An 18,989-nucleotide genomic window follows, 5' to 3' on the forward strand; every position below is an offset into this window, starting at 1 on the left:
TAAGTGGTTGGGGAGCACAGTTCATAAGTAGCTAGTACATATGTATCTGTGCCACAAGTAGTTACAACAAGGTCACTTACAGGCTGTTCAAGAAAATTGTAGGAGACAGTATTCCTTTGAATAACGATGTATTCCATTATGAAATATACAGTTAATGATATCCAACTAATAAAACCAATCTTTACAGCTATGCTATGACGATGTCGTAAAAATAAAGTCATACAGAATGCTATAATGGTTACTGCGATCATAGAGATATAAGGTATACAAACACTCCTCCATTCATTGTTCCAAAGCAACCACCATTTCAACTGGTAACTGCCCTTTAAGGTCATCTTACCTAATACTCCTAAAAGGCGGGTATCGTAATCAATTAATACCCTCGCACCTCTAAAAGTGACCTCCTTTATCTTTGTTCTGTTTCTTATTTTATCAGCTTGTTTTGGAGCAATTCTTGTGTTCATTTTGTCTATAATTTTTCTTCCGTTTCTTTTAACCTGTCTACATTCTACCTATATCTCGATTTTTTCTCACTAAAAAAATTAACCTTTCCAATCTGTAATATTTAAATGTATTGCAACTAATGTTAGTCTGTCTCCTCCTCAATCATTTCAGTCTATTAGTTTGCCATTTTCCATAGGTCAGCGAACGCCACAACCATTCGCATGGACCAAAGCGAAAGTGATGCAGCCAATATTTACTGATAACGATTTGAATTGCAAAAATCATACATGACAATAAAAAGCCTGCAAATGCACCCACTTCACCGTACAATCCCAATCCATAATTATAGAACAAAAAGGTACCGACTACCGATTGCAATAAATAATGTGTCAGTGCCATGCGCCCTGTATCTTGAAGCGGAGATAATCGTTTGCGCCATACGTCTTTTTGCAGAAGCAGAAATAAAGTGGTTATATAAAAGATACTCATAGCTGGTCCCGAAATAAGTGCACCTGCAAAATGGGCATAGTTGTAACCGCTCTTCGCAGCATCGACTTGAGCATGTAAAATGAGTTGACCGATTAAAAAAATACTTCCTATTAAACCGCTATAATACCAAACCCTGCGTAAAAGCCGATTGTTGGCCTTCAAACGGTGTAACCAGTTCTTTTGCCACACATAAGCACCGAACAAGAACATGGCAAATGTCATTGGGATTAATGTCACACTACTCTCCTGCACCATCGACATATCCACTATACGCTGCTGAAGCATATCCAGATAACTTCCAGAACCGTAAGCACGATAAGAATCATCAATTAATTGATGGATTGCCTCAGAAGGTGGAGCTAGCGGCGGTCCGAACGTGACAACCTGAGGAATAAATGTGTTCATTGCAATCCATACAGATGGAATCACCAGCAGACTAACTGCCCAAATGAACAGTGTTCTTGGCTTGCTATTTCTAAACAACAAGAGAAAAAAGCCTAATATGGCATAAACAAGTAATATATCACCGAACCAAATGAAATAGCTATGGATAAGTCCAATGACCAGCAGTATGGAAAGCCTTCTTATATAAAGTATCACACCATTTTTGCCCTTTTGTCTGACACGTTCAAGAAAAATCATAAAACCAACCCCGAACAAAAACGAAAACATGGTGATAAATTTATAATCAACAAAGAGGTAAATCAGTTGTTGTACGACCTGATCCACTCCTCCCTCCATACCACCTCCTGCAAGCATGCTGGTATATAAAGACGGGGATGCAAATAACATCATATTAGCGACCAATATTCCGAACAATGCAAATCCACGCAGGATATCAATCTCTATCATTCGTTCTTTATTTTCGATCGGCGCAGTGTTGATCTGGCTATTAATCGAATTTACAGTATCAGTATTCATTTTCTTCACCTCTCTTTATAGAAAGCGTTTTATAATTTCGCCAAAATGTCATACAGTACTTTGACTCTCTAGATAATCAGTTATCCAGACTTTGGGATACAGAAGATACACCCGAAAATACAAAAAAATAACAAAACTATCCATATGAGATGTTGTTTGTCCGGGATATATCGAAATAAACGTTTGTACGTTTCCACATGTTTTAATCCCCTCATTTTTTAGATCATCTTTATTTCTCATTTAGTATTGCTTTCCACCCAGCCATTCGAAAACATTTCACCGTATCCATATACTCTATGGCTTCTTCTTTAGATAAATCGTGGTCAACGATTTCGTATAAATCTTGAAAGCCCGCTACACAAATAACATGTAAAAAGTGATCATTTACTTTAATCCCCTCTCTATCTAAAACTTTTCTTTGAAACTCTTCCTCTATTTCGGCTAATTCGCTCAGATAATTCTCATACTTCGAACCTGTTGAACAGCAGAAAATTAATTTAAAATCGTCAAAATGGTTATAAATATAGTCGATTATCTTATCTGTGCTATGAAGGGATGTTTTTTCTATCGTTTCATTATCTTCTCCATCTACTTGCTGGTATGTCTGTCGAATGTAGTTTAAAAGTTCAGATGCTGACAATTCAACTAATGCTTCAAATAAGACTTCTTTGTTTTTGAAATGATTATACATTGCACCTGTCGTCACATGAGCTTTTTTAGCAATATCACGAAGACTGGCAGATTGGAAACCTTGACTCAAAAAAGCATGGTGTGCTTCTGATAAAATTCTTTTCCTAGTTAATTTTGAATTATAACTCATAGATACCTCCAAATTGATAACATTGTTATGTTAAGTAACAATGTTATCAATTTTACGCTGATTAGTCAAAGATTTTATAATAGGAAAATAAATTTTTTCATATCAACTTTCTCGAACTACGGTTTGTTCTCCACGGCTTCTAATTCACCTAGATCTATAAATAGGTAATTTATCATTCACACTCGTATCATGTATTTTTTAGTTTACTCTTAACAATCAGCCAATCTGGCAGCCATTCTCGTCCTAGTTTAAAAACAGGTATGGATATGGAATTTCTGTCCAGAAGAAAGCAGCGGCTAATTATAACCGCTGTATGTTTTTTCAATAAATCGACCGTTTGGGGTAAAACAACGAATAGTACTAACTTCGATAGATAAGTCTACGCAACAAGGCATCTAGAGGGCCGCGCATTCCTTTATACTCCATCATCATGGCCAAAAGTAGACTAGTGAGCCAGACAAACACAGCGATAATAACTGCCCCTGTACTATGCAATACTCGACCCAGTCCAAATCCGACTGGTGATAGGGTGATGACCAGCAAAGCTTCGATAAAGACATAAAAAGTGAGTGATCGTTGTCCTAACGCGGTCAACGAGCGAACCATTAGACCTGTACGACTGACAAAGGAACCAATCAGTCCGAATATGGCTGCATACCCTATACCACCGGCGAGCCCCGTAATCATTTGAAGAGCTATAAACAATCCTTCTATCGTTGGGGAAGAACTCCATAGCGGTGTCCCGTCAAGGGCAAGCGGAAGTCCCCCAAGGATTGAGATGGAAGTGCCTATGACAGCTATTCGAACTAAATGCTTTCGGTTGCCAACAAGCAGCAAGTTATGACGTGCAGCCCATACCCCGATCAGTATCGGCAAGAGCATGGGATACATGAAAAGTTGAATCAAAATCATGAAAGGGAAACTGATTAAATTAAAGAGCGTAGTTTCTATATATGATTCCGAGTTTGATTGTCCCAGTGTTTCCATGCTCACCCCAGAAGCATTCATTACATGCGCCATACCTATCCACACAACAGGAAGCAGAAAAAGAAAAAATAAGGAAACAAGCAGAATAGCACGATTAAGTACACGATTCTGACGAAATAAAATCCATCCAATAAGAAGCGTGGAGAAACCATAGAAAGCTAGAATATCAATCCCGCCGATAATAACGGTATGGACAAATCCAAATAATAAAAGGAAGGACCCTCGACGTCGCAATAATCGTTTAGATTCTACTTCTAATGTCCCTGCACTAAGCTGACGATTAACCATCATGGCTAACCCATAGCCTAACAATATAGCAAACAATGGAAGTCCTCGATTATCCACGAACAAGATACTGACAAAATTAACAGCTTTATCTATAACGCCCCCACCATCTTGACGATCGAGCAATAATGGCGCATGAGCAAGGGCAATGATTAAAAGCATAAACCCTCGGGCTAAATCTGGTGCAAGCAAACGCTCTTTCGCTAATACAGACCCACGAGCTAATCCTCTCGAGTAAGAAGAACCATTGCCCGTTTGGTTTTTTAAGTTCTTCATGTCACAAACAACCTCTCATTAATTTTTATAGTTCAATATTTTATCCAGTTATCTTCCATACACAAGTTCACCCCTCATAGCATAAATCTGCAAATCATAGTTTATTTATCTACCGCTTCCAATTTAATAGTATGAATCCAACCAATATCATGCCTATAATCACAATCATAAGATGAAAGCTGTAAGGACCATCATCAATAGTTACAAATAGTTGCCACAGCAAGTTATGTCCTGTGTGTAATCCGATTGGTAACCAAATAGAGTTTCTTGATCCGACAGGCTGCTAATGTAAATCCGTAACTTGCAGCAAAGACTACGAACATTAGTTGTTCCCCTATCCCTGCTGCAGGGCTTTGGAAAAGATATGGATCGATCCAAATGTTATGGAACTGAGTAACAATACCATCCAGGAGGAGACTTTGTACGATAATGTATCCATAAGGTGACCCCGGAATAGTAAGTCTTCAAGAAATGCCTGAACAAGCAAAATACTGAGGGATGAAATGATCAGAGAAGGGAAATATATTTCTGTTTGAATACTGTTCCAGTTTTGCCATTCAGTTACCCCTAGAGTTACTGAAATGATGTTTGAAACGAGTGTTTACTCCGATTCCGGCAGCTAATTCTAATTGTTCCACAGTACCAAATGAACTGTCATCCCCCAAAAGAATGACTGCAGGTGTCGTTCCAGCATATAAGGCAAAAAAACAACTACGGTCAGTGGCATTGTCCAAATAGGTCTCTTCATCCATTCATATTTCAATGAATCTGTTTCATTTACTCCATGTGAAGGCCTCTTCATGTTATACACCTTTCTTATCAAGTATTATGCCTGAGGTATACCATGAAAAGTAGTTACATTTGTCATGAATCATATTCCATCATAACTGGATTCGTTGATGTTAATTACTTGTTGTATATCATGATGCTGTTTTCATTACAAAAGCTTCATTTGAAAATACTATCCAAAGAAATGAAGAGAGGAGCTTTTAGCATATTTTTAGTGCGTTTTTTTACGAGGCACCCGAAGCTTTAGATCATTATGGAAAATCTATGGTCATTTTATGCAAACCACAGCTTGGAAATATTAGCGTAGCAACTTAGTGACAACTCTTTTGCTAAAATTTTCGTGGATATTGTTTTCAACTTCTCATTACTAGAGGCTCTTTCAATTATTAACCGATTGAATGAAACATTGGCTTCCTGGTTTAAAGCGGATGCCTAATACCTCTTCAAATCCATCGTTTCATTTAGTTCAACTCATTCCCGATGATACGATTGACTTTTTCCGACCTCCCCCCATTTTGTTTCATAACAATCCATGATGCTTTCAATATAGTAAATGACATCATCATCCAACATGAACAAATTTCCTTCCTTTGGCGGTTGCTTTTGAAGCATCCAATACTTTTCAATAAGTGCTGAATCACCATAAAAAGTATTTTCAAGAAAATATACTAGTTTATAAGCCAAATGTTGTGACTTGAGCGATTCAGGATCTTCATTCTTTTGCTCCTTGGCCGTCTTCAACATTTCAACCAATTCTTTGGATTCGCTTCTACCCAGATCCAAACTAGGTTTTTTCAAAATGTCTAGCTCGCGTTCATCAAAATATTGCTTAATAAATAAATGATTGTTATATCGATCTTCTTCCGTTTGCTTGGTAAACTGAAAAATATTTCTCCAGCTAATGTCTTGCCCAATCTGGGATAAATGCTGAGAAAGTCGTAGCGTTTTTTCTAAATAACGGAGTCTTTCTTTTTCCTTAGTGATAAGCATCAACTGTTCCTCAAAAACATTTTCCCAATTTTTTTGATCCAGGATGGTTTTAATTTTGCTTAATGGAAAGCCGAGTTCCTTTAGGGCAATAATCCGCTGCAATGTAACAATATTTGATTTTGAGTAGAAACGGTAACCCGATTCTGCGGTATAAGACGGGTTCAACAGGTTGATCTCATCGTAATATCTAAGTGTTCGAACGGTTATGTTCATTTTTTTTGCTACTTCTCCAGTACTGTACATAGTGAACCTCCACACCATTTGTCATGATTACTATACATCCTTACGTTAACGTAAGAGTCAATACATTAGATAATTTTCCAGTCATACCTTTTGGAGCCTTTGGAGCAGAAATTTTGTTTGCAGCTGGCTATCATAAAGTTAAAACGAAATTCAAAGAAGTTGAAATTACTGTCGGAAAATGTTATCTGATCAATTCCTAATCCGGGAATAAACTGGATATAAAGGAGATATACGAAGAAATCTATAATGCTAATTTTTCTACACTACCTAAGGAAATAGAGGAGGGTTCTTTTTAACCGTCCTTCCACACTATTTTCTGATTACCCAATATCTTCACTAAATAGCCGTGAAATTATGTCAAAAAGAGTTCCCTCAGAGATTAATCGTACCTTATAGCTTTCCTTTGTCCACATTCCTTTTAAATAGGTGCGGCATAAATTGTCCACCAAACCTTTGCTGCCGCTAAGCAGTTTTTAGTTTTCTTGTATTTCTAAATTAAACTTGCTTGCCTGCTGGGTTTCTTCCTCTTCTAACTCACGCATGTCGATTTCTTCTTCATCGCCGGAGAGCATCTTCACATCCATACCAAGACTTTGAAGCTCTTTAATGAGTACTTTAAACGACTCAGGAACTCCTGGTTCTGGTGCATTATCACCTTTTACAATAGCTTCATATGTCTTCACACGTCCAACCGTATCATCTGATTTAACCGTTAAGATTTCCTGAAGTGTATAGGCAGCACCGTAAGCTTCCAATGCCCAGACTTCCATCTCACCAAAACGCTGTCCGCCAAACTGTGCCTTACCACCGAGCGGCTGTTGCGTTACAAGCGAGTATGGTCCAGTTGAACGGGCATGGAGCTTATCGTCAACCATATGTGCAAGTTTGATCATATACATAACACCTACGGATATACGGTTATCAAAAGCCTCTCCGGTGCGCCCATCATAAAGAATGGTTTTCGCATCTCTCGGCATGCCAGCTTCTTCAAGGGTTTCCCAAACATCTTCCTCGGTTGCTCCATCAAAGACAGGACTTGCTACATGTAATCCAAGCTGTCTGGCAGCCATTCCTAAATGCAGCTCAAACACCTGTCCGATATTCATACGTGATGGCACCCCTAATGGGTTCAGCATGATATCGATTGGTGTACCGTCTGGCAAGAATGGCATATCCTCTTCCGGCAGAATTTTGGAGATAACCCCTTTGTTACCGTGTCGACCTGCCATTTTATCTCCTTCGTGAATCTTACGTTTTTGAACGATATATACACGAATAAGCTGATTCACACCTGGTGGTAACTCATCGCCATCTTCACGATTAAAGATTTTTACATCTAAGACGATTCCATGGCCACCATGGGGAACGCGTAGGGATGTATCTCTTACTTCACGTGCTTTCTCACCGAAAATCGCATGTAATAAGCGTTCTTCTGCGGAAAGCTCTGTCATTCCTTTAGGTGTGACTTTTCCTACAAGAATATCACTGTCCGTTACTTCTGCACCGACACGAATAATTCCTTGTTCATCAAGATTTTTGAGTGCACTTTCCCCAACGTTAGGAATCTCTCTAGTAAATTCCTCTGGTCCAAGCTTTGTATCACGTGATTCTGATTCAAACTCTTCAATATGAATAGAAGTATATACATCATCTTTAACAAGACGTTCACTCATAATAATAGCATCCTCATAGTTATAACCTTCCCAAGTCATAAAAGCTACAAGAACATTTTGCCCTAATGCAAGTTCCCCGTCTTCCATAGAAGGACCATCAGCAAGAACTTCTCCTTTTATTACACGATCTCCTTCTGCAACAATCGGGCGCTGATTATAACAAGTGCCTTGGTTGGAACGTTTGTATTTTTGTAGGCCATAACGGTCCACATCGCCTGCTACTTCTTTGCCATTCACTTCAGAAATACGACGTACAATAACGGTTTTCGCTTCCACATATTCTACAACTCCATCATGACGGCAAATAACAGCAGCACCAGAGTCTTTCCCATTTACATATTCCATACCAGTCCCAACAATTGGAGCTTCCGGGTTCATCAGCGGAACTGCCTGCCGCTGCATATTCGCCCCCATCAATGCACGGTTAGAGTCGTCATTTTCCAGAAATGGAATGCACGCAGTCGCTGCTGAAACAACTTGTTTAGGAGAAACGTCCATATAATCGATCTGCTCACGTGGAACAACCGTGTTTCCCCCGCCAAATCTGGCGATGACTTCATCGTTTTGAAAGGTTTTCTCTTCTGTTAATGGTGCGTTTGCCTGTGCAATTACATAATTATCTTCTTCATCAGCTGTCAGATAATCAATGTGTTCGGTTACCTTGCCGGTTTCATGATCGATTCTGCGATAGGGTGTCTCAATAAATCCGAATTTATTGACTATTGCATAACTGGAAAGCGAGTTGATCAAACCGATGTTCGGACCCTCAGGAGTCTCAATTGGACACATACGGCCATAGTGGGAGTAGTGAACATCGCGAACTTCGACCCCTGCACGCTCACGTGTCAAACCACCAGGCCCAAGTGCAGACAGACGGCGTTTATTTGTCAGTTCTGCCAGCGGGTTTGTTTGATCCATAAACGTAGACAACTGTGAGCTTCCGAAGAACTCCTTGATGGAAGCAGTCACAGGACGAATATTGATCAATTGCTGCGGTGTAACGCTGGAAGTCTCCTGTATGGACATTCTTTCACGCACTACACGCTCCATACGAGACAGACCGATACGGAATTGATTTTGCATTAATTCCCCTACCGAACGGATTCTGCGATTTCCAAGATGATCGATATCATCCGTATCTCCAACACGATGCAAAAGATTAAAAAAGTAGCTGATTGCTGATAAAACATCAGCAGGTGTTAAATTCTTAATGTTTTTTTCGACATTTCCATTGCTTATGACATGGAGCTCTCTCAGGCCGCTTGGATCGGTTGGGTCTGTAATTTTAATAGATTGAAGAGAAATTCCATCACCAAGAATCCCTCCATGAGGTTCAAGCAACTTTTCACCAAGTTTTTCTTTTTTTCTCTCTAAATAAGGGATAAGTTTGTTCAGCAATTTACGTTCCAGCTTATCGCCCTTTTCTGCTAAAACTTCACCAGTGTCAGGGTCGGCAATTGTTTCAGCCAGAACCTGGTTGAACAGACGGTTTTTGATATGGAGTTTTTTATTGATTTTATAACGGCCGACATGTGCCAGATCGTAACGTTTTGGGTCAAAAAAGCGGGATATCAATAAGCTTTTAGCACTTTCAACTGTTGGTGGTTCGCCTGGACGTAGGCGTTCATAGATTTCAAGCAGTGCTTTTTCAGTTGTTTCCGTTTTATCTTTTGCAAGCGTGTTCTGAAGGTATTCATTATCACCGATCAAATCGATAATTTCCCGATCTGTCCCAAAACCAAGTGCACGCAAAAGCACAGTGATCGGAAGTTTTCGTGTTCGGTCAATCCGGACATGAACAACATCTTTCGCATCTGTTTCAAATTCCAACCATGCACCGCGATTTGGAATGACAGTTGCAGTAAAACCTTTTTTTCCGTTTTTATCGATTTTTTCGTTATAATAGACACTTGGTGATCGTACAAGCTGTGATACAATAACACGTTCTGCCCCATTGATAATAAATGTTCCCGTATCTGTCATTAAGGGGAAATCACCCATAAATACTTCTTGTTCCTTTACCTCTCCGGTTTCATTATTAATTAAACGAACCTTCACGTGCAGAGGAGCATTGTATGTCACGTCTCTTTCTTTTGCTTCATCCACAAGATATTTCGAATCACCTAAACGATAATCCACAAACTCAAGTGATAGATTTCCAGTAAAGTCTTCAATTGGAGAGATATCCCGGAACATCTCTCTTAAACCTTCCTCTAAGAACCATTCATAAGAGGCGGTTTGAATCTCAATAAGATTAGGTAATTCTAGCACTTCATTAATACGTGCATAGCTCCTGCGTTGGCGGTGCCGTCCATACTGAACTAATTGACCTGTCAATTGCTTCACTCCTTAAATCAAATATTTTTACAGATCATAATATCTGTTTCATGTAAAAACCCGGATTATCGCCAACTGTTAATAGCGATAGCCTGAGTTGTACATCATACTAAAATTTTTTCAGCATATTGCTGAAAAGTTAATGTCCTGTCGGTTGCAGTTTTCGATTCCTGTACACTTCTTTTCTATAACCTTCAGCACACACGAAAGAAAAGTAGGTCTAAAAGATTTAAAAGCGTTTAAGAATACTTTACATACTGATGATTAGATGTGGAAATATTCACTAATTACAATATTTCGATATATCCTTCTGTTCCATGCACCCGAATTCGTTGCCCGTCTTTTATACGTTTAGTTGCATTTTCTACTCCAACTACTGCTGGCAGGCCGTATTCACGCGCAATCACTGCACCATGAGTCATCCGTCCGCCAACCTCGGTGACCAGCCCTTTGAGAGATACAAACAATGGTGTCCAGCTGGGATCAGTAAAGGAAGTGACTAATATATCTTCACCTCCCAAGTCAGCATCCGCCATGTTCAGGATTACTCGTGCTCTTCCTTCTATAACTCCGGAAGAAACAGACAGACCAACTATCGCTTCATCTGGTATATTTTCTCGTTTGTAATTACCCGTAATAATTTCACCATCAGATGTCATCACACGTGGTGGAATAAGTTTTTCGTATAATTTATAAGCATCTTTTCGTTCCCTGATAATCTGGTAATCCAATTTCTTAGTTTTCACCACTTCATGAAGTTCTTCGAAATGCAGGTAATATATGTCTTCTTTCTCATAAATAATATTGGCATGTACAAGCTGTTCAGCTTCTTTTAATAACGCTTGCTTATAGATAAAATAACGTTGGATCATTCCATATTTAGGATACTCCCTGTACCCGGTGAAATTCCGGATAAAGCTGATAACCTTTTTCGTTTCTTCTGATTTTTGTTTCCCTTCAGGTAATTGTTGCAAGCGCTCAAGTAATTCTTGTTCTTTTATAAAAGCATGTTGTCTTCCCTTCTCAAATTTTATTTTACTAGCACCAGGTTCAGAGTTTATAATGTTATTAAGAAGCAGCGGGACGAGTATACATGGCTTTTCACTCCAGCGGGGCTTGGTAATATCTATTTCCCCAGCACAGCGCATGCCGTATTTATCCAGATAAGTATAGATAGCATGTTGGATTTTTTGACCGCCTTCAAATGCTGGCAATTCATCCAGATAATCGTCATCTTTAACATTTTGTAAATAATCAATTACTTCCGAGTATGGACGAATGAGGTCTGCAACATCTAATAATTCCAGTCCCATCTCTGAAGTAATGTTGTTTGGTACAGATTGAGATAGGGTATCTGCTGCGTTCTTTTCACCCAGCCATGTATTCATTTTCTCGTTAATCCATATGGAAGCATTCATAGCTGTCATAATTACCTTTGAACTTTGTGGATTAAATAAGATTTTCTTTAGTTGCTGAAGATCTTCTAGGATAAAATCAAATAATTCTGCTCTTGAATAAGTTTGGATATTCTGTTTTAATGCTTCCACTGATAGTTGATTATCCCTAATCAAATCAGAAACAATTGCAGGGTCATTTTCAATTTGTGCTTGAAAGTCGATTACATTCGTATCTTTGGCCATGTGGTTACTAAATGATTCTTTATTGGCATTTGTCGAAGGTTTTATCAAATCTTCTCGTTCAATGATATTTATTAAGGCATCTTTTATAAGCGGGTCAGAATCTCCAAGCGTTTCTATCAACATTTTCCTGCTGTCAGGTGAAGTAAGTCGTGGTGCAACATCGACAAACAATCTCCCTCCAGCCTGGTGCATTGGAGCGGGAGTGGTTAATAACCATATAGATAGCCCTAAAGGCTTCAACGCGTCTGTCATCATTTGCTGATGGCCAACAGATAAATAAACGTGCTTATCTGTATCATTCACTTCAGGGATAGGATATAAAGTGGTAATAGGACGACTTTGGACAAAGTAAAACGTATCATTAACAAGACACCATTCAACATCTTGCGGCTGCCCAAAGTGAGTTTCGATTTTTCTTCCGATTCTGGTTAGATGTAAAATTTGCTGATCCGTAAGTGTTTGAACCTTTCTTTGTTCTAGGTTCAACTGTTGTGTCTCTGTCCCTCCATCTTTTCGTCCGTAGATAGCTAATTTTTTATCTGCTATTATCTTTTCAATGATTTTTCCTTCTTCTACTTTATAGTAATCAGCTGATGTCAAACCAGAAACAAACGTTTCACCCAGCCCAAAACCTGCATCGATGGATTGCTGTTTTCGGTTGGAAGTAACAGGATCTGCTGTAAATAAAATACCCGAAGCCTGAGGGAAGACCATTTTTTGTACAATTACAGATAAATAAATTTGACTGTGGTCAAATCCGTTTTGTATCCGGTAAGTAATTGCACGATCCGTAAATAAGGAAGCCCAACATTTTTTAATATGCTGTAAAATAGCTTCTTTACCAATAATATTTAAATACGTGTCGTATTGGCCGGCAAAAGAAGCATTTGCCAAATCCTCAGCAGTTGCGCTGGATCGAACTGCATAAGCATGTTCTTCTCCAAATTCAGAGAGTGTCTGGAAGACTTCTTTCACCATATTGGAAGGGATTTCGGTTTCTGTAATCGTTTGGCGTAACTTTTGGCTAATTTCGCTAATTCTTTCTCGGTCTTCCGCTTTTAACTCGACTAGCTGATTCAATAATTTTATATATATATCATTTTTGCTGATAACATTTTGATATCCGGCTGTCGTTATACAAAAACCCTCAGGCACTTGAAGATCAGGAATTTTTAATAGTTCTCCTAAATTTAATCCTTTGCCTCCAACGTGCATAAGCTGTGTTTTATCCAACTCCCAAAACTTTGCTACGAATGTTTTCATTTTTCCCCTCCCATTTGTCCAGCACTAAACCAAGTTATTCTCCTATTTATTGATAATTCCGTTTCTGCAATTCTATTTTCTTAGTACTAAACCCTCCAAAAAAAATTTAAAAATAAGGGTTGACTAAGTAGGATTAAATGTTCTATAATTAAGATAGGGTAAGTTTAGACAAATATAATAATATTTTAGTGTATCTATATTAATTTATCATAGTTTTGGATAACAATCAATCCATTTTGCTATAAACTTTATATTTAAAAAACAAGGTTTGTTCGAACTCAACTTAACATCGGTTCGAACAAACCCTATTTTTTTGACTCTAATCTGTCCATTACTTGGATTTAGATTTATACCTTCTACTTAAATATATCCATTCGAGACTTCTAATATCATTTCAATCTGTTGCTTTACTATTTTCCATAGGTCAACAAATGCCACAACCATTTGCATGAACCAAAGTGAAAGTGACGCATCCAATATTTGCTGATAACTGATTGCAAAAATGACACATGTCAATAAGAATCCTGTTAAGTCACCCACTTCTCCGTACAATTCCAATCCATCATTATAGATACAAATAATATCATACTAGTGGTCAATATTCCGAACAATGCAATACCACGCTGGATATCAATCTATATCACTCGTTCCTTGCTTTGGATTAGTGCAGTATTTCCTTAATTAGAAAGTGTTTATCATCTCATCAAAAAGGCCATACAATACTTTGACTTTCAAGGTAATTAGTTATCAATACTTTGGGATACACCCAATAATTTTTTTGCCAGTTTTTCATGTTCTTCTGTTCCAGAAGCAATGGCAAACTCGGCAATTTCGATTGGAAAATACGCTGCCGCAAGTTCCAACACATGTTCTTTCATTAATGGCCATGTCTTACCGTCTGCTTTATGATAATAACCAATAAGAGAATTTAATCCTTTTTCGCCGAAAGCCGTGTAGTAATAAACAAAATCATTTGCCACATCCGCTACTCTTGCTTCCGTCCAGTCAATCAATCCTGTTACCATCGTCTCCTTGTTGACTAGTATGTGACCCGGATGTAAGTCACCATGAATCAGACCTGTTTCATTAGGCCAGATTTCTTCATTAGCAATCCATGATTGCCACCTGTTCCATAATGATTCCCCTACACCAATCATCTCTTTTATACGATGCATCCGCTTATTCATTATGAGTTTTAAATCACTTGCTTCCTCAACGGGTAATCCAGCACCTTTTGCACGATGTTTGGATAACTGGTGAAGTTCAGCTAACGCTTTTGCTAGGGATTCATGAAATTGCTCAGGAATTTCTTCCTGACCATTTCCCCATACATATTCTTGAATCTCTGTCGTGAATTTTCCTGCTGGCACCCCACTAAGTGCTTGGTAAGCGATCAAATCCTTTTCAAATACTTCCCAATTAGGTATCTCAAAGGATACAAACTCACGGACTAAAGATAATGCATTTTGTTCCGTTACAGTGCGTGGGAGAACATCATCTCTTCTTGGTATTCTTAATATCCAGTTGGCACCATCTATATCTTCTGCGAACACAACGTTGAAATCTAATCCATCATCATTAAATTGCAGTGAATCAACTTTTACTTGAATTCCATGATGTTTAGCTAATTCCGCGATTTCAACACTTTTTTGTTGACCCATTTTAAAGCACCTCCGATAAACTTTTGTCACAAGTTGGATAATTAATGACCGAGCACACTTATCCCTTACTTACACTCTAAATTTACCGACTTACCATGGTTTAGTTTTTTACTTTTATATTAGTTCCATTATAAAAATCTCATTCGCTTTTCCGATGTTTAAATAAAAAGGTAGCAACAATCATTGATACAATCAGTAATCCTCCAAACCAAGCAATCATCAACCAATGATTATGGCCGATTGGAGTTCCAAGCAAAAGGCCGCGCAATGTCTCAATCAGCGGAGTCATCGGCTGATTTTCCGCGAATGCATGAAGCCACGACGGCATCGTCTCGGTCGGTACAAAGGCACTGCTCAAGTAAGGCAGAAATAACATTGGAAACGTAATAGCATTAGCTGCCTCCACACTTTTTACGAGTAAACCAAAAACCACAAATACCCAGCTAATCGATAACATGAAGAGGGTTAAGACCCCTATCACTCCTAACCATTCCAGCCAGCCTGCCTCTGGTCGAAAACCAATAAGAAAAGCAACAAGAATGGCTACTGTAGTTGCAATCACATTACGAACAAAACCTCCGAATACATGGCCTACCATTAAAGAAGATGGAAGCAGCGGCATTGTCCGGAAGCGCTCAAATAAACCACCAACCATATCCTGTGTAACACTAAGCGCGATAATCGAACTGCCAAATCCGACACATGTAATGATAACACCAGGAACAACATAATTTACATAATCTGTCCCTGTCTGAATTGCACCTCCAAAAACATAGACAAACATGATCATAATAGCTACTGGTAAACCAACGGCCATCAACAGTGATTCGGCTTCTCGGAAAATATGTTTTAAACTTCGTATAGACATGGCCCAACCGTCTAAAATTGCCCAGTACCACTTAGACTCACCCATTAACAACAGCTCCTTTCTTATGATCACTTGTTATTTCCATGAAAACATCGTCTAATGTCGGCTTACGGAAGATGAAAGATGCCGGATGTATACTAGATTCATATAACATGTTCAACAGTTGACGGATATTCTCCGGTGAACTTTCCGTAGTTATGGTAATACTCATTTCATTCACGTCGATTTGACCTCCTAAAAGATCCAGTGCTTTCTGGCAGGATGGTAAATCAGCAAACGTGAATTCTATTTTTTCTTCTCCAACCAAACGTTTCAGCTCTGTGGCAGTTCCTTCTTCAACAATTTTTCCCCTGCTGATGACAGCTATCTTATCTGCAAGCTGATCGGCCTCTTCCAAATATTGCGTTGTTAAAAAGATTGTTACGCCGCTCTCGGCAAGCCTCTGTATCATGTTCCACATATTCTTGCGACTGCGTGGATCCAGTCCCGTTGTCGGCTCATCAAGAAATATCACTTGTGGATTTGCGATTAGACTGATGGCAATATCAAGCCTGCGGCGCATCCCGCCGGAATAGGATTGTGCTCGTTTTTTAGCTGCCTCTTTTAAATCAAATTGTTCCAAAAGTTCTGCCGTACGCTTTTTGACTGTCTGGCGATCCAGGTGATTTAACCGCCCCATCATCAGCAGATTTTCCTCACCTGTCAATAGTTCATCTACTGCTGCGTACTGCCCAGTTAAACTAATCAATTTTTTTACAGAAGCAGACTCCCGATTTGTATCGTAACCGCCAATGGTTGCCACCCCACTATCTGCTTGAATCAAGGTTGATAAAATACGTACCATGGTGGTTTTCCCTGCCCCATTTTCTCCAAGCAGCGCAAAAATAGAACCTTTTGCTACTTCAAATTGGAGGCCATCTAAAACAGTTTTCTTTCCGAAATTTTTTTTAATATTCTTTACCGAAATAACAGGTTCAGTCATAAAATTGTCTCCTCTCAAATATAGATTGATTAATTCAATCAATATAAGTGCAAAAAATAAACACCTATTAATGATTGACTAATTCAGTCAATATTAAGAATAAAGGTGTTTTATTGATATGTCAATATTTTTTTTAATATTATCGTACTTCTATCATCCGTAAAAGAATGCTCACCTTCCTCTCCATGTTTTCTTTCCAGTATGATGGATCATCTGCCATTATACTGGAAAGGACAGTTAAATAGACACCCAACAGTTCTTCGGTATCTCCTTGAATGATCTCCCCGGATTTCTGTCCTTCAAGAAATAAAGGGGCTAAGACTTTGATATAGAATTGTCCTGATTTGTTCACGAGTTCGTGGATATGATCAGGTAAACCATTAGCCCCATTTAAATATTGGACGATTCGAAAAACCATACTGCTTGTCCCTGTATCACTTTCTGTAAACGCAAACTGAGTAAATTCCTTAATTTTTTCCAGAGGACTTTTCTCACTTGCATTCAGACTATGAAAAAATTGTGCAACCGTATTTTGATCCATTGCCCACTCTATACTCTCATAAAGTATCTCTTCTTTTGAATCAAAATAATGATAGATCAATCCATGACTGACCTTCGCTTCTTTGGCAATCATACTTATTTTCGTGAGTTTAATACCATTATCTGCAAACACTCTCAAAGCGGCACGCATAATTTGTTCTTTTCGCTCCGCTTTTTTCTGATCTAATTGCTCCTGATTTATTGGTGACATATATATCATTCTCCCTTTGCTTAGAAAAGTATAATCTTTTATATTGACTGAAATATTCAATCTAAGAGTAAGCCCTGTACAAAATAGAGTCAAGTTATTTGTTGTTTGTTCATTTGAAATGGATCATTGAATTCAATACAAAATAATTGAAACTACATATTAGTGTCGCTATAATCAACATTATAAACGACATAGGTGTATAATTTTTTGCACCCTTTTTGTCATATAGATTATGGAGGTGGGTCTATGACACCAAAAGTTAGTGACGAATATAAACAAGAACGAAAAAAGGAATTGATAAAAGCCGCAAAACAAGTGTTCATCCAAAAAGGGTATGTCCACACATCTATGCAAGATATTATGGACAAAGCCGGAATCTCTAGAGGCGCATTCTACAGCTATTTTGATAATATTGACCATGTGTTTATTGAGGTCCTTAAATATGATGATCAACAAGATATTCAAATGTTTATTATGACTGAAGGACAACCATTATGGGTAAGCATTGAGCGCTGGGTTAAAGAACAACAGTCCAATATTGAAGGAATAGAACAATCCTTGCTGCATGCAAAAGCTGAGTTTTTTCTCTCCTCACAGTATGTAAAAAATAAAGAAAACTTCCCCTATATTTCAAAACGTTATGAACAAACGATAGAAGCTATTGAGAGTGTCATTCACAAAGGAATGGAACAAGGAGAGTTTGAACCTTATGTACCTCCGAATGCCATTGCTCGATACCTCATTTCATTTATTAATGGTTTAATGTTGGACACATTTCAATTGGGATATGACACAACAAAAGTAAACGATCAATTAAACGTCTTGCTTTTCACACTAGAAAAAATGATTAATCCGAGATTCTAAATTAAAATAAAATAAATAAGCCAATAACTATACCAATGATCCCCCCTGCACGATTAAAAAATAAAACCAAATCACTAGGTTCAGCATTGTTCAATTTCCATCCAATCTCTAAATACCAAGCAGCATAAGGGAAAATGGCAAAAAATAAACCGAGTATAATTACTAATATACCTATTGGATTGATCGAAGAACGGTCAGCAGGATCTCCATGTATTTCTTCATATTTATCAATTGCTTCTCTAGCTAAATATATTTCTTCTTCTGTTAACGAATGGGACCACAAACCCATTCCTCCGTCTGCTGAATGATCCTCGGAATAATAATGGCCGTTTTCAAATTCTACTTCATATTTGTAGCCATCAGAGAGTTTCTCAAGAAATACGGTTACTATTTCTCCACTATCTAATGTAATTTCCTCTGAGGATTCTGCAGATATGTATATTGTGGTAAAAAAACTGATATATATGATGAAAACGGTTGAAATGAAAAGTTTCATTTTGTTGCCCTCCTTTCAAGATACTCAAGATTAATAGTATAACATGTCTGTAGCCCAAAAAACTCAATTATCAACTGACTTATAGAACCCTTACACTATTTCTTGCAGTTAACTCCAATAGAAAGCATTCCTGTAATGAAGAAATATGAGGGGAAATGAGCGTAGAATCAATTTTACAGAAAAGAATCCCCCTTGGTAGTATAGAGAGTG

Annotated in this window: 15 protein-coding genes; 1 reads left to right on the plus strand and 14 read right to left on the minus strand. The window is 38.2% G+C overall.

Going from position 1 to position 18,989, the window contains the following annotated elements; translation table 11 throughout:
* Positions 1–606: 606 nt before the first annotated feature.
* The 13 genes from JOD18_RS19160 to JOD18_RS19220 form a co-directional block, all read right to left on the minus strand.
* The gene (locus JOD18_RS19160) at positions 607–1,854 is read right to left on the minus strand and encodes a DUF418 domain-containing protein (protein WP_204670725.1); all 1,248 of its coding nucleotides are present in this window, start codon (positions 1,852–1,854) and stop codon (positions 607–609) included.
* Between the two features lie 229 nt (positions 1,855–2,083).
* Positions 2,084–2,674 (minus strand): TetR/AcrR family transcriptional regulator, encoded by a 591-nt coding sequence (locus JOD18_RS19165; protein ID WP_204670726.1) that lies wholly within the window; start codon positions 2,672–2,674, stop codon positions 2,084–2,086.
* 360 nt (positions 2,675–3,034) lie between these two features.
* The gene (locus tag JOD18_RS19170) at positions 3,035–4,222 is read right to left on the minus strand and encodes a DUF418 domain-containing protein (protein ID WP_204670727.1); all 1,188 of its coding nucleotides are present in this window, start codon (positions 4,220–4,222) and stop codon (positions 3,035–3,037) included.
* A 334-nt stretch (positions 4,223–4,556) separates the two neighbouring features.
* Complete coding sequence (locus JOD18_RS25065; RefSeq protein WP_420827811.1) at positions 4,557–4,808, minus strand: CPBP family glutamic-type intramembrane protease; 252 nt, start codon at positions 4,806–4,808, stop codon at positions 4,557–4,559.
* 39 nt (positions 4,809–4,847) lie between these two features.
* The gene (locus tag JOD18_RS19180; protein ID WP_204670729.1) at positions 4,848–5,024 is read right to left on the minus strand and encodes a hypothetical protein; all 177 of its coding nucleotides are present in this window, start codon (positions 5,022–5,024) and stop codon (positions 4,848–4,850) included.
* A 458-nt stretch (positions 5,025–5,482) separates the two neighbouring features.
* Positions 5,483–6,244 (minus strand): MerR family transcriptional regulator, encoded by a 762-nt coding sequence (locus JOD18_RS19185; RefSeq protein ID WP_204670730.1) that lies wholly within the window; start codon positions 6,242–6,244, stop codon positions 5,483–5,485.
* 473 nt (positions 6,245–6,717) lie between these two features.
* Positions 6,718–10,254: a DNA-directed RNA polymerase subunit beta gene (gene rpoB, locus JOD18_RS19190; protein WP_204670731.1), complete on the minus strand. Its 3,537-nt coding sequence runs from the start codon at positions 10,252–10,254 to the stop codon at positions 6,718–6,720.
* Positions 10,255–10,541: 287 nt separating this feature from the next.
* A complete protein-coding gene (ppsA, locus tag JOD18_RS19195) occupies positions 10,542–13,157 on the minus strand; it encodes a phosphoenolpyruvate synthase (protein ID WP_204670732.1) in 2,616 nt (871 codons plus the stop codon).
* A 360-nt stretch (positions 13,158–13,517) separates the two neighbouring features.
* On the minus strand, positions 13,518–13,709 hold the full coding sequence (locus JOD18_RS25135; protein ID WP_239588235.1) for a hypothetical protein: 192 nt from the start codon (positions 13,707–13,709) through the stop codon (positions 13,518–13,520).
* Positions 13,710–13,897: 188 nt separating this feature from the next.
* Positions 13,898–14,818, minus strand: coding sequence for a macrolide 2'-phosphotransferase (locus tag JOD18_RS19205; RefSeq protein ID WP_204670734.1), 921 nt, complete (start codon positions 14,816–14,818; stop codon positions 13,898–13,900).
* A gap of 139 nt (positions 14,819–14,957) precedes the next feature.
* Positions 14,958–15,731 (minus strand): ABC transporter permease, encoded by a 774-nt coding sequence (locus tag JOD18_RS19210; protein WP_204670735.1) that lies wholly within the window; start codon positions 15,729–15,731, stop codon positions 14,958–14,960.
* Positions 15,724–16,668, minus strand: coding sequence for an ATP-binding cassette domain-containing protein (locus JOD18_RS19215; protein WP_204670736.1), 945 nt, complete (start codon positions 16,666–16,668; stop codon positions 15,724–15,726). The genes JOD18_RS19210 and JOD18_RS19215 overlap by 8 nt, the downstream gene beginning before the upstream one ends.
* A 139-nt stretch (positions 16,669–16,807) precedes the next feature.
* Positions 16,808–17,419, minus strand: coding sequence for a TetR/AcrR family transcriptional regulator (locus tag JOD18_RS19220; protein WP_204670737.1), 612 nt, complete (start codon positions 17,417–17,419; stop codon positions 16,808–16,810).
* A gap of 246 nt (positions 17,420–17,665) precedes the next feature.
* Here JOD18_RS19220 and JOD18_RS19225 point away from each other — a divergent pair, with 246 nt between their 5' ends.
* Positions 17,666–18,283: a TetR/AcrR family transcriptional regulator gene (locus JOD18_RS19225; RefSeq protein WP_204670738.1), complete on the plus strand. Its 618-nt coding sequence runs from the start codon at positions 17,666–17,668 to the stop codon at positions 18,281–18,283.
* 1 nt (position 18,284) lies between these two features.
* On the opposite strand, the gene JOD18_RS19230 is transcribed toward JOD18_RS19225, so the two are convergent.
* Positions 18,285–18,779, minus strand: coding sequence for a DUF6199 family natural product biosynthesis protein (locus JOD18_RS19230; protein ID WP_204670739.1), 495 nt, complete (start codon positions 18,777–18,779; stop codon positions 18,285–18,287).
* Positions 18,780–18,989: the final 210 nt, after the last annotated feature.

This window comes from Gracilibacillus alcaliphilus (genome assembly GCF_016909015.1).
Taxonomy (GTDB): domain Bacteria; phylum Bacillota; class Bacilli; order Bacillales; family Amphibacillaceae; genus Gracilibacillus; species Gracilibacillus alcaliphilus.

Excerpts from the sequence above, each read along its gene's own strand:
- JOD18_RS19215 (WP_204670736.1), bottom strand. The coding sequence starts at position 16,668 with ATGACTGAACCTGTTATTTCGGTAAAGAATATTAAAAAAAATTTCGGA.
- JOD18_RS19165 (WP_204670726.1), bottom strand. The coding sequence starts at position 2,674 with ATGAGTTATAATTCAAAATTAACTAGGAAAAGAATTTTATCAGAAGCA.
- JOD18_RS19230 (WP_204670739.1), bottom strand. The coding sequence starts at position 18,779 with ATGAAACTTTTCATTTCAACCGTTTTCATCATATATATCAGTTTTTTT.
- JOD18_RS19220 (WP_204670737.1), bottom strand. The coding sequence starts at position 17,419 with ATGTCACCAATAAATCAGGAGCAATTAGATCAGAAAAAAGCGGAGCGA.
- JOD18_RS19170 (WP_204670727.1), bottom strand. The coding sequence starts at position 4,222 with ATGAAGAACTTAAAAAACCAAACGGGCAATGGTTCTTCTTACTCGAGA.
- JOD18_RS19180 (WP_204670729.1), bottom strand. The coding sequence starts at position 5,024 with ATGAAGAGGCCTTCACATGGAGTAAATGAAACAGATTCATTGAAATAT.
- JOD18_RS19185 (WP_204670730.1), bottom strand. The coding sequence starts at position 6,244 with ATGTACAGTACTGGAGAAGTAGCAAAAAAAATGAACATAACCGTTCGA.
- JOD18_RS19225 (WP_204670738.1), top strand. The coding sequence starts at position 17,666 with ATGACACCAAAAGTTAGTGACGAATATAAACAAGAACGAAAAAAGGAA.
- ppsA (WP_204670732.1), bottom strand. The coding sequence starts at position 13,157 with ATGAAAACATTCGTAGCAAAGTTTTGGGAGTTGGATAAAACACAGCTT.
- JOD18_RS19160 (WP_204670725.1), bottom strand. The coding sequence starts at position 1,854 with ATGAATACTGATACTGTAAATTCGATTAATAGCCAGATCAACACTGCG.
- JOD18_RS19210 (WP_204670735.1), bottom strand. The coding sequence starts at position 15,731 with ATGGGTGAGTCTAAGTGGTACTGGGCAATTTTAGACGGTTGGGCCATG.
- JOD18_RS19205 (WP_204670734.1), bottom strand. The coding sequence starts at position 14,818 with ATGGGTCAACAAAAAAGTGTTGAAATCGCGGAATTAGCTAAACATCAT.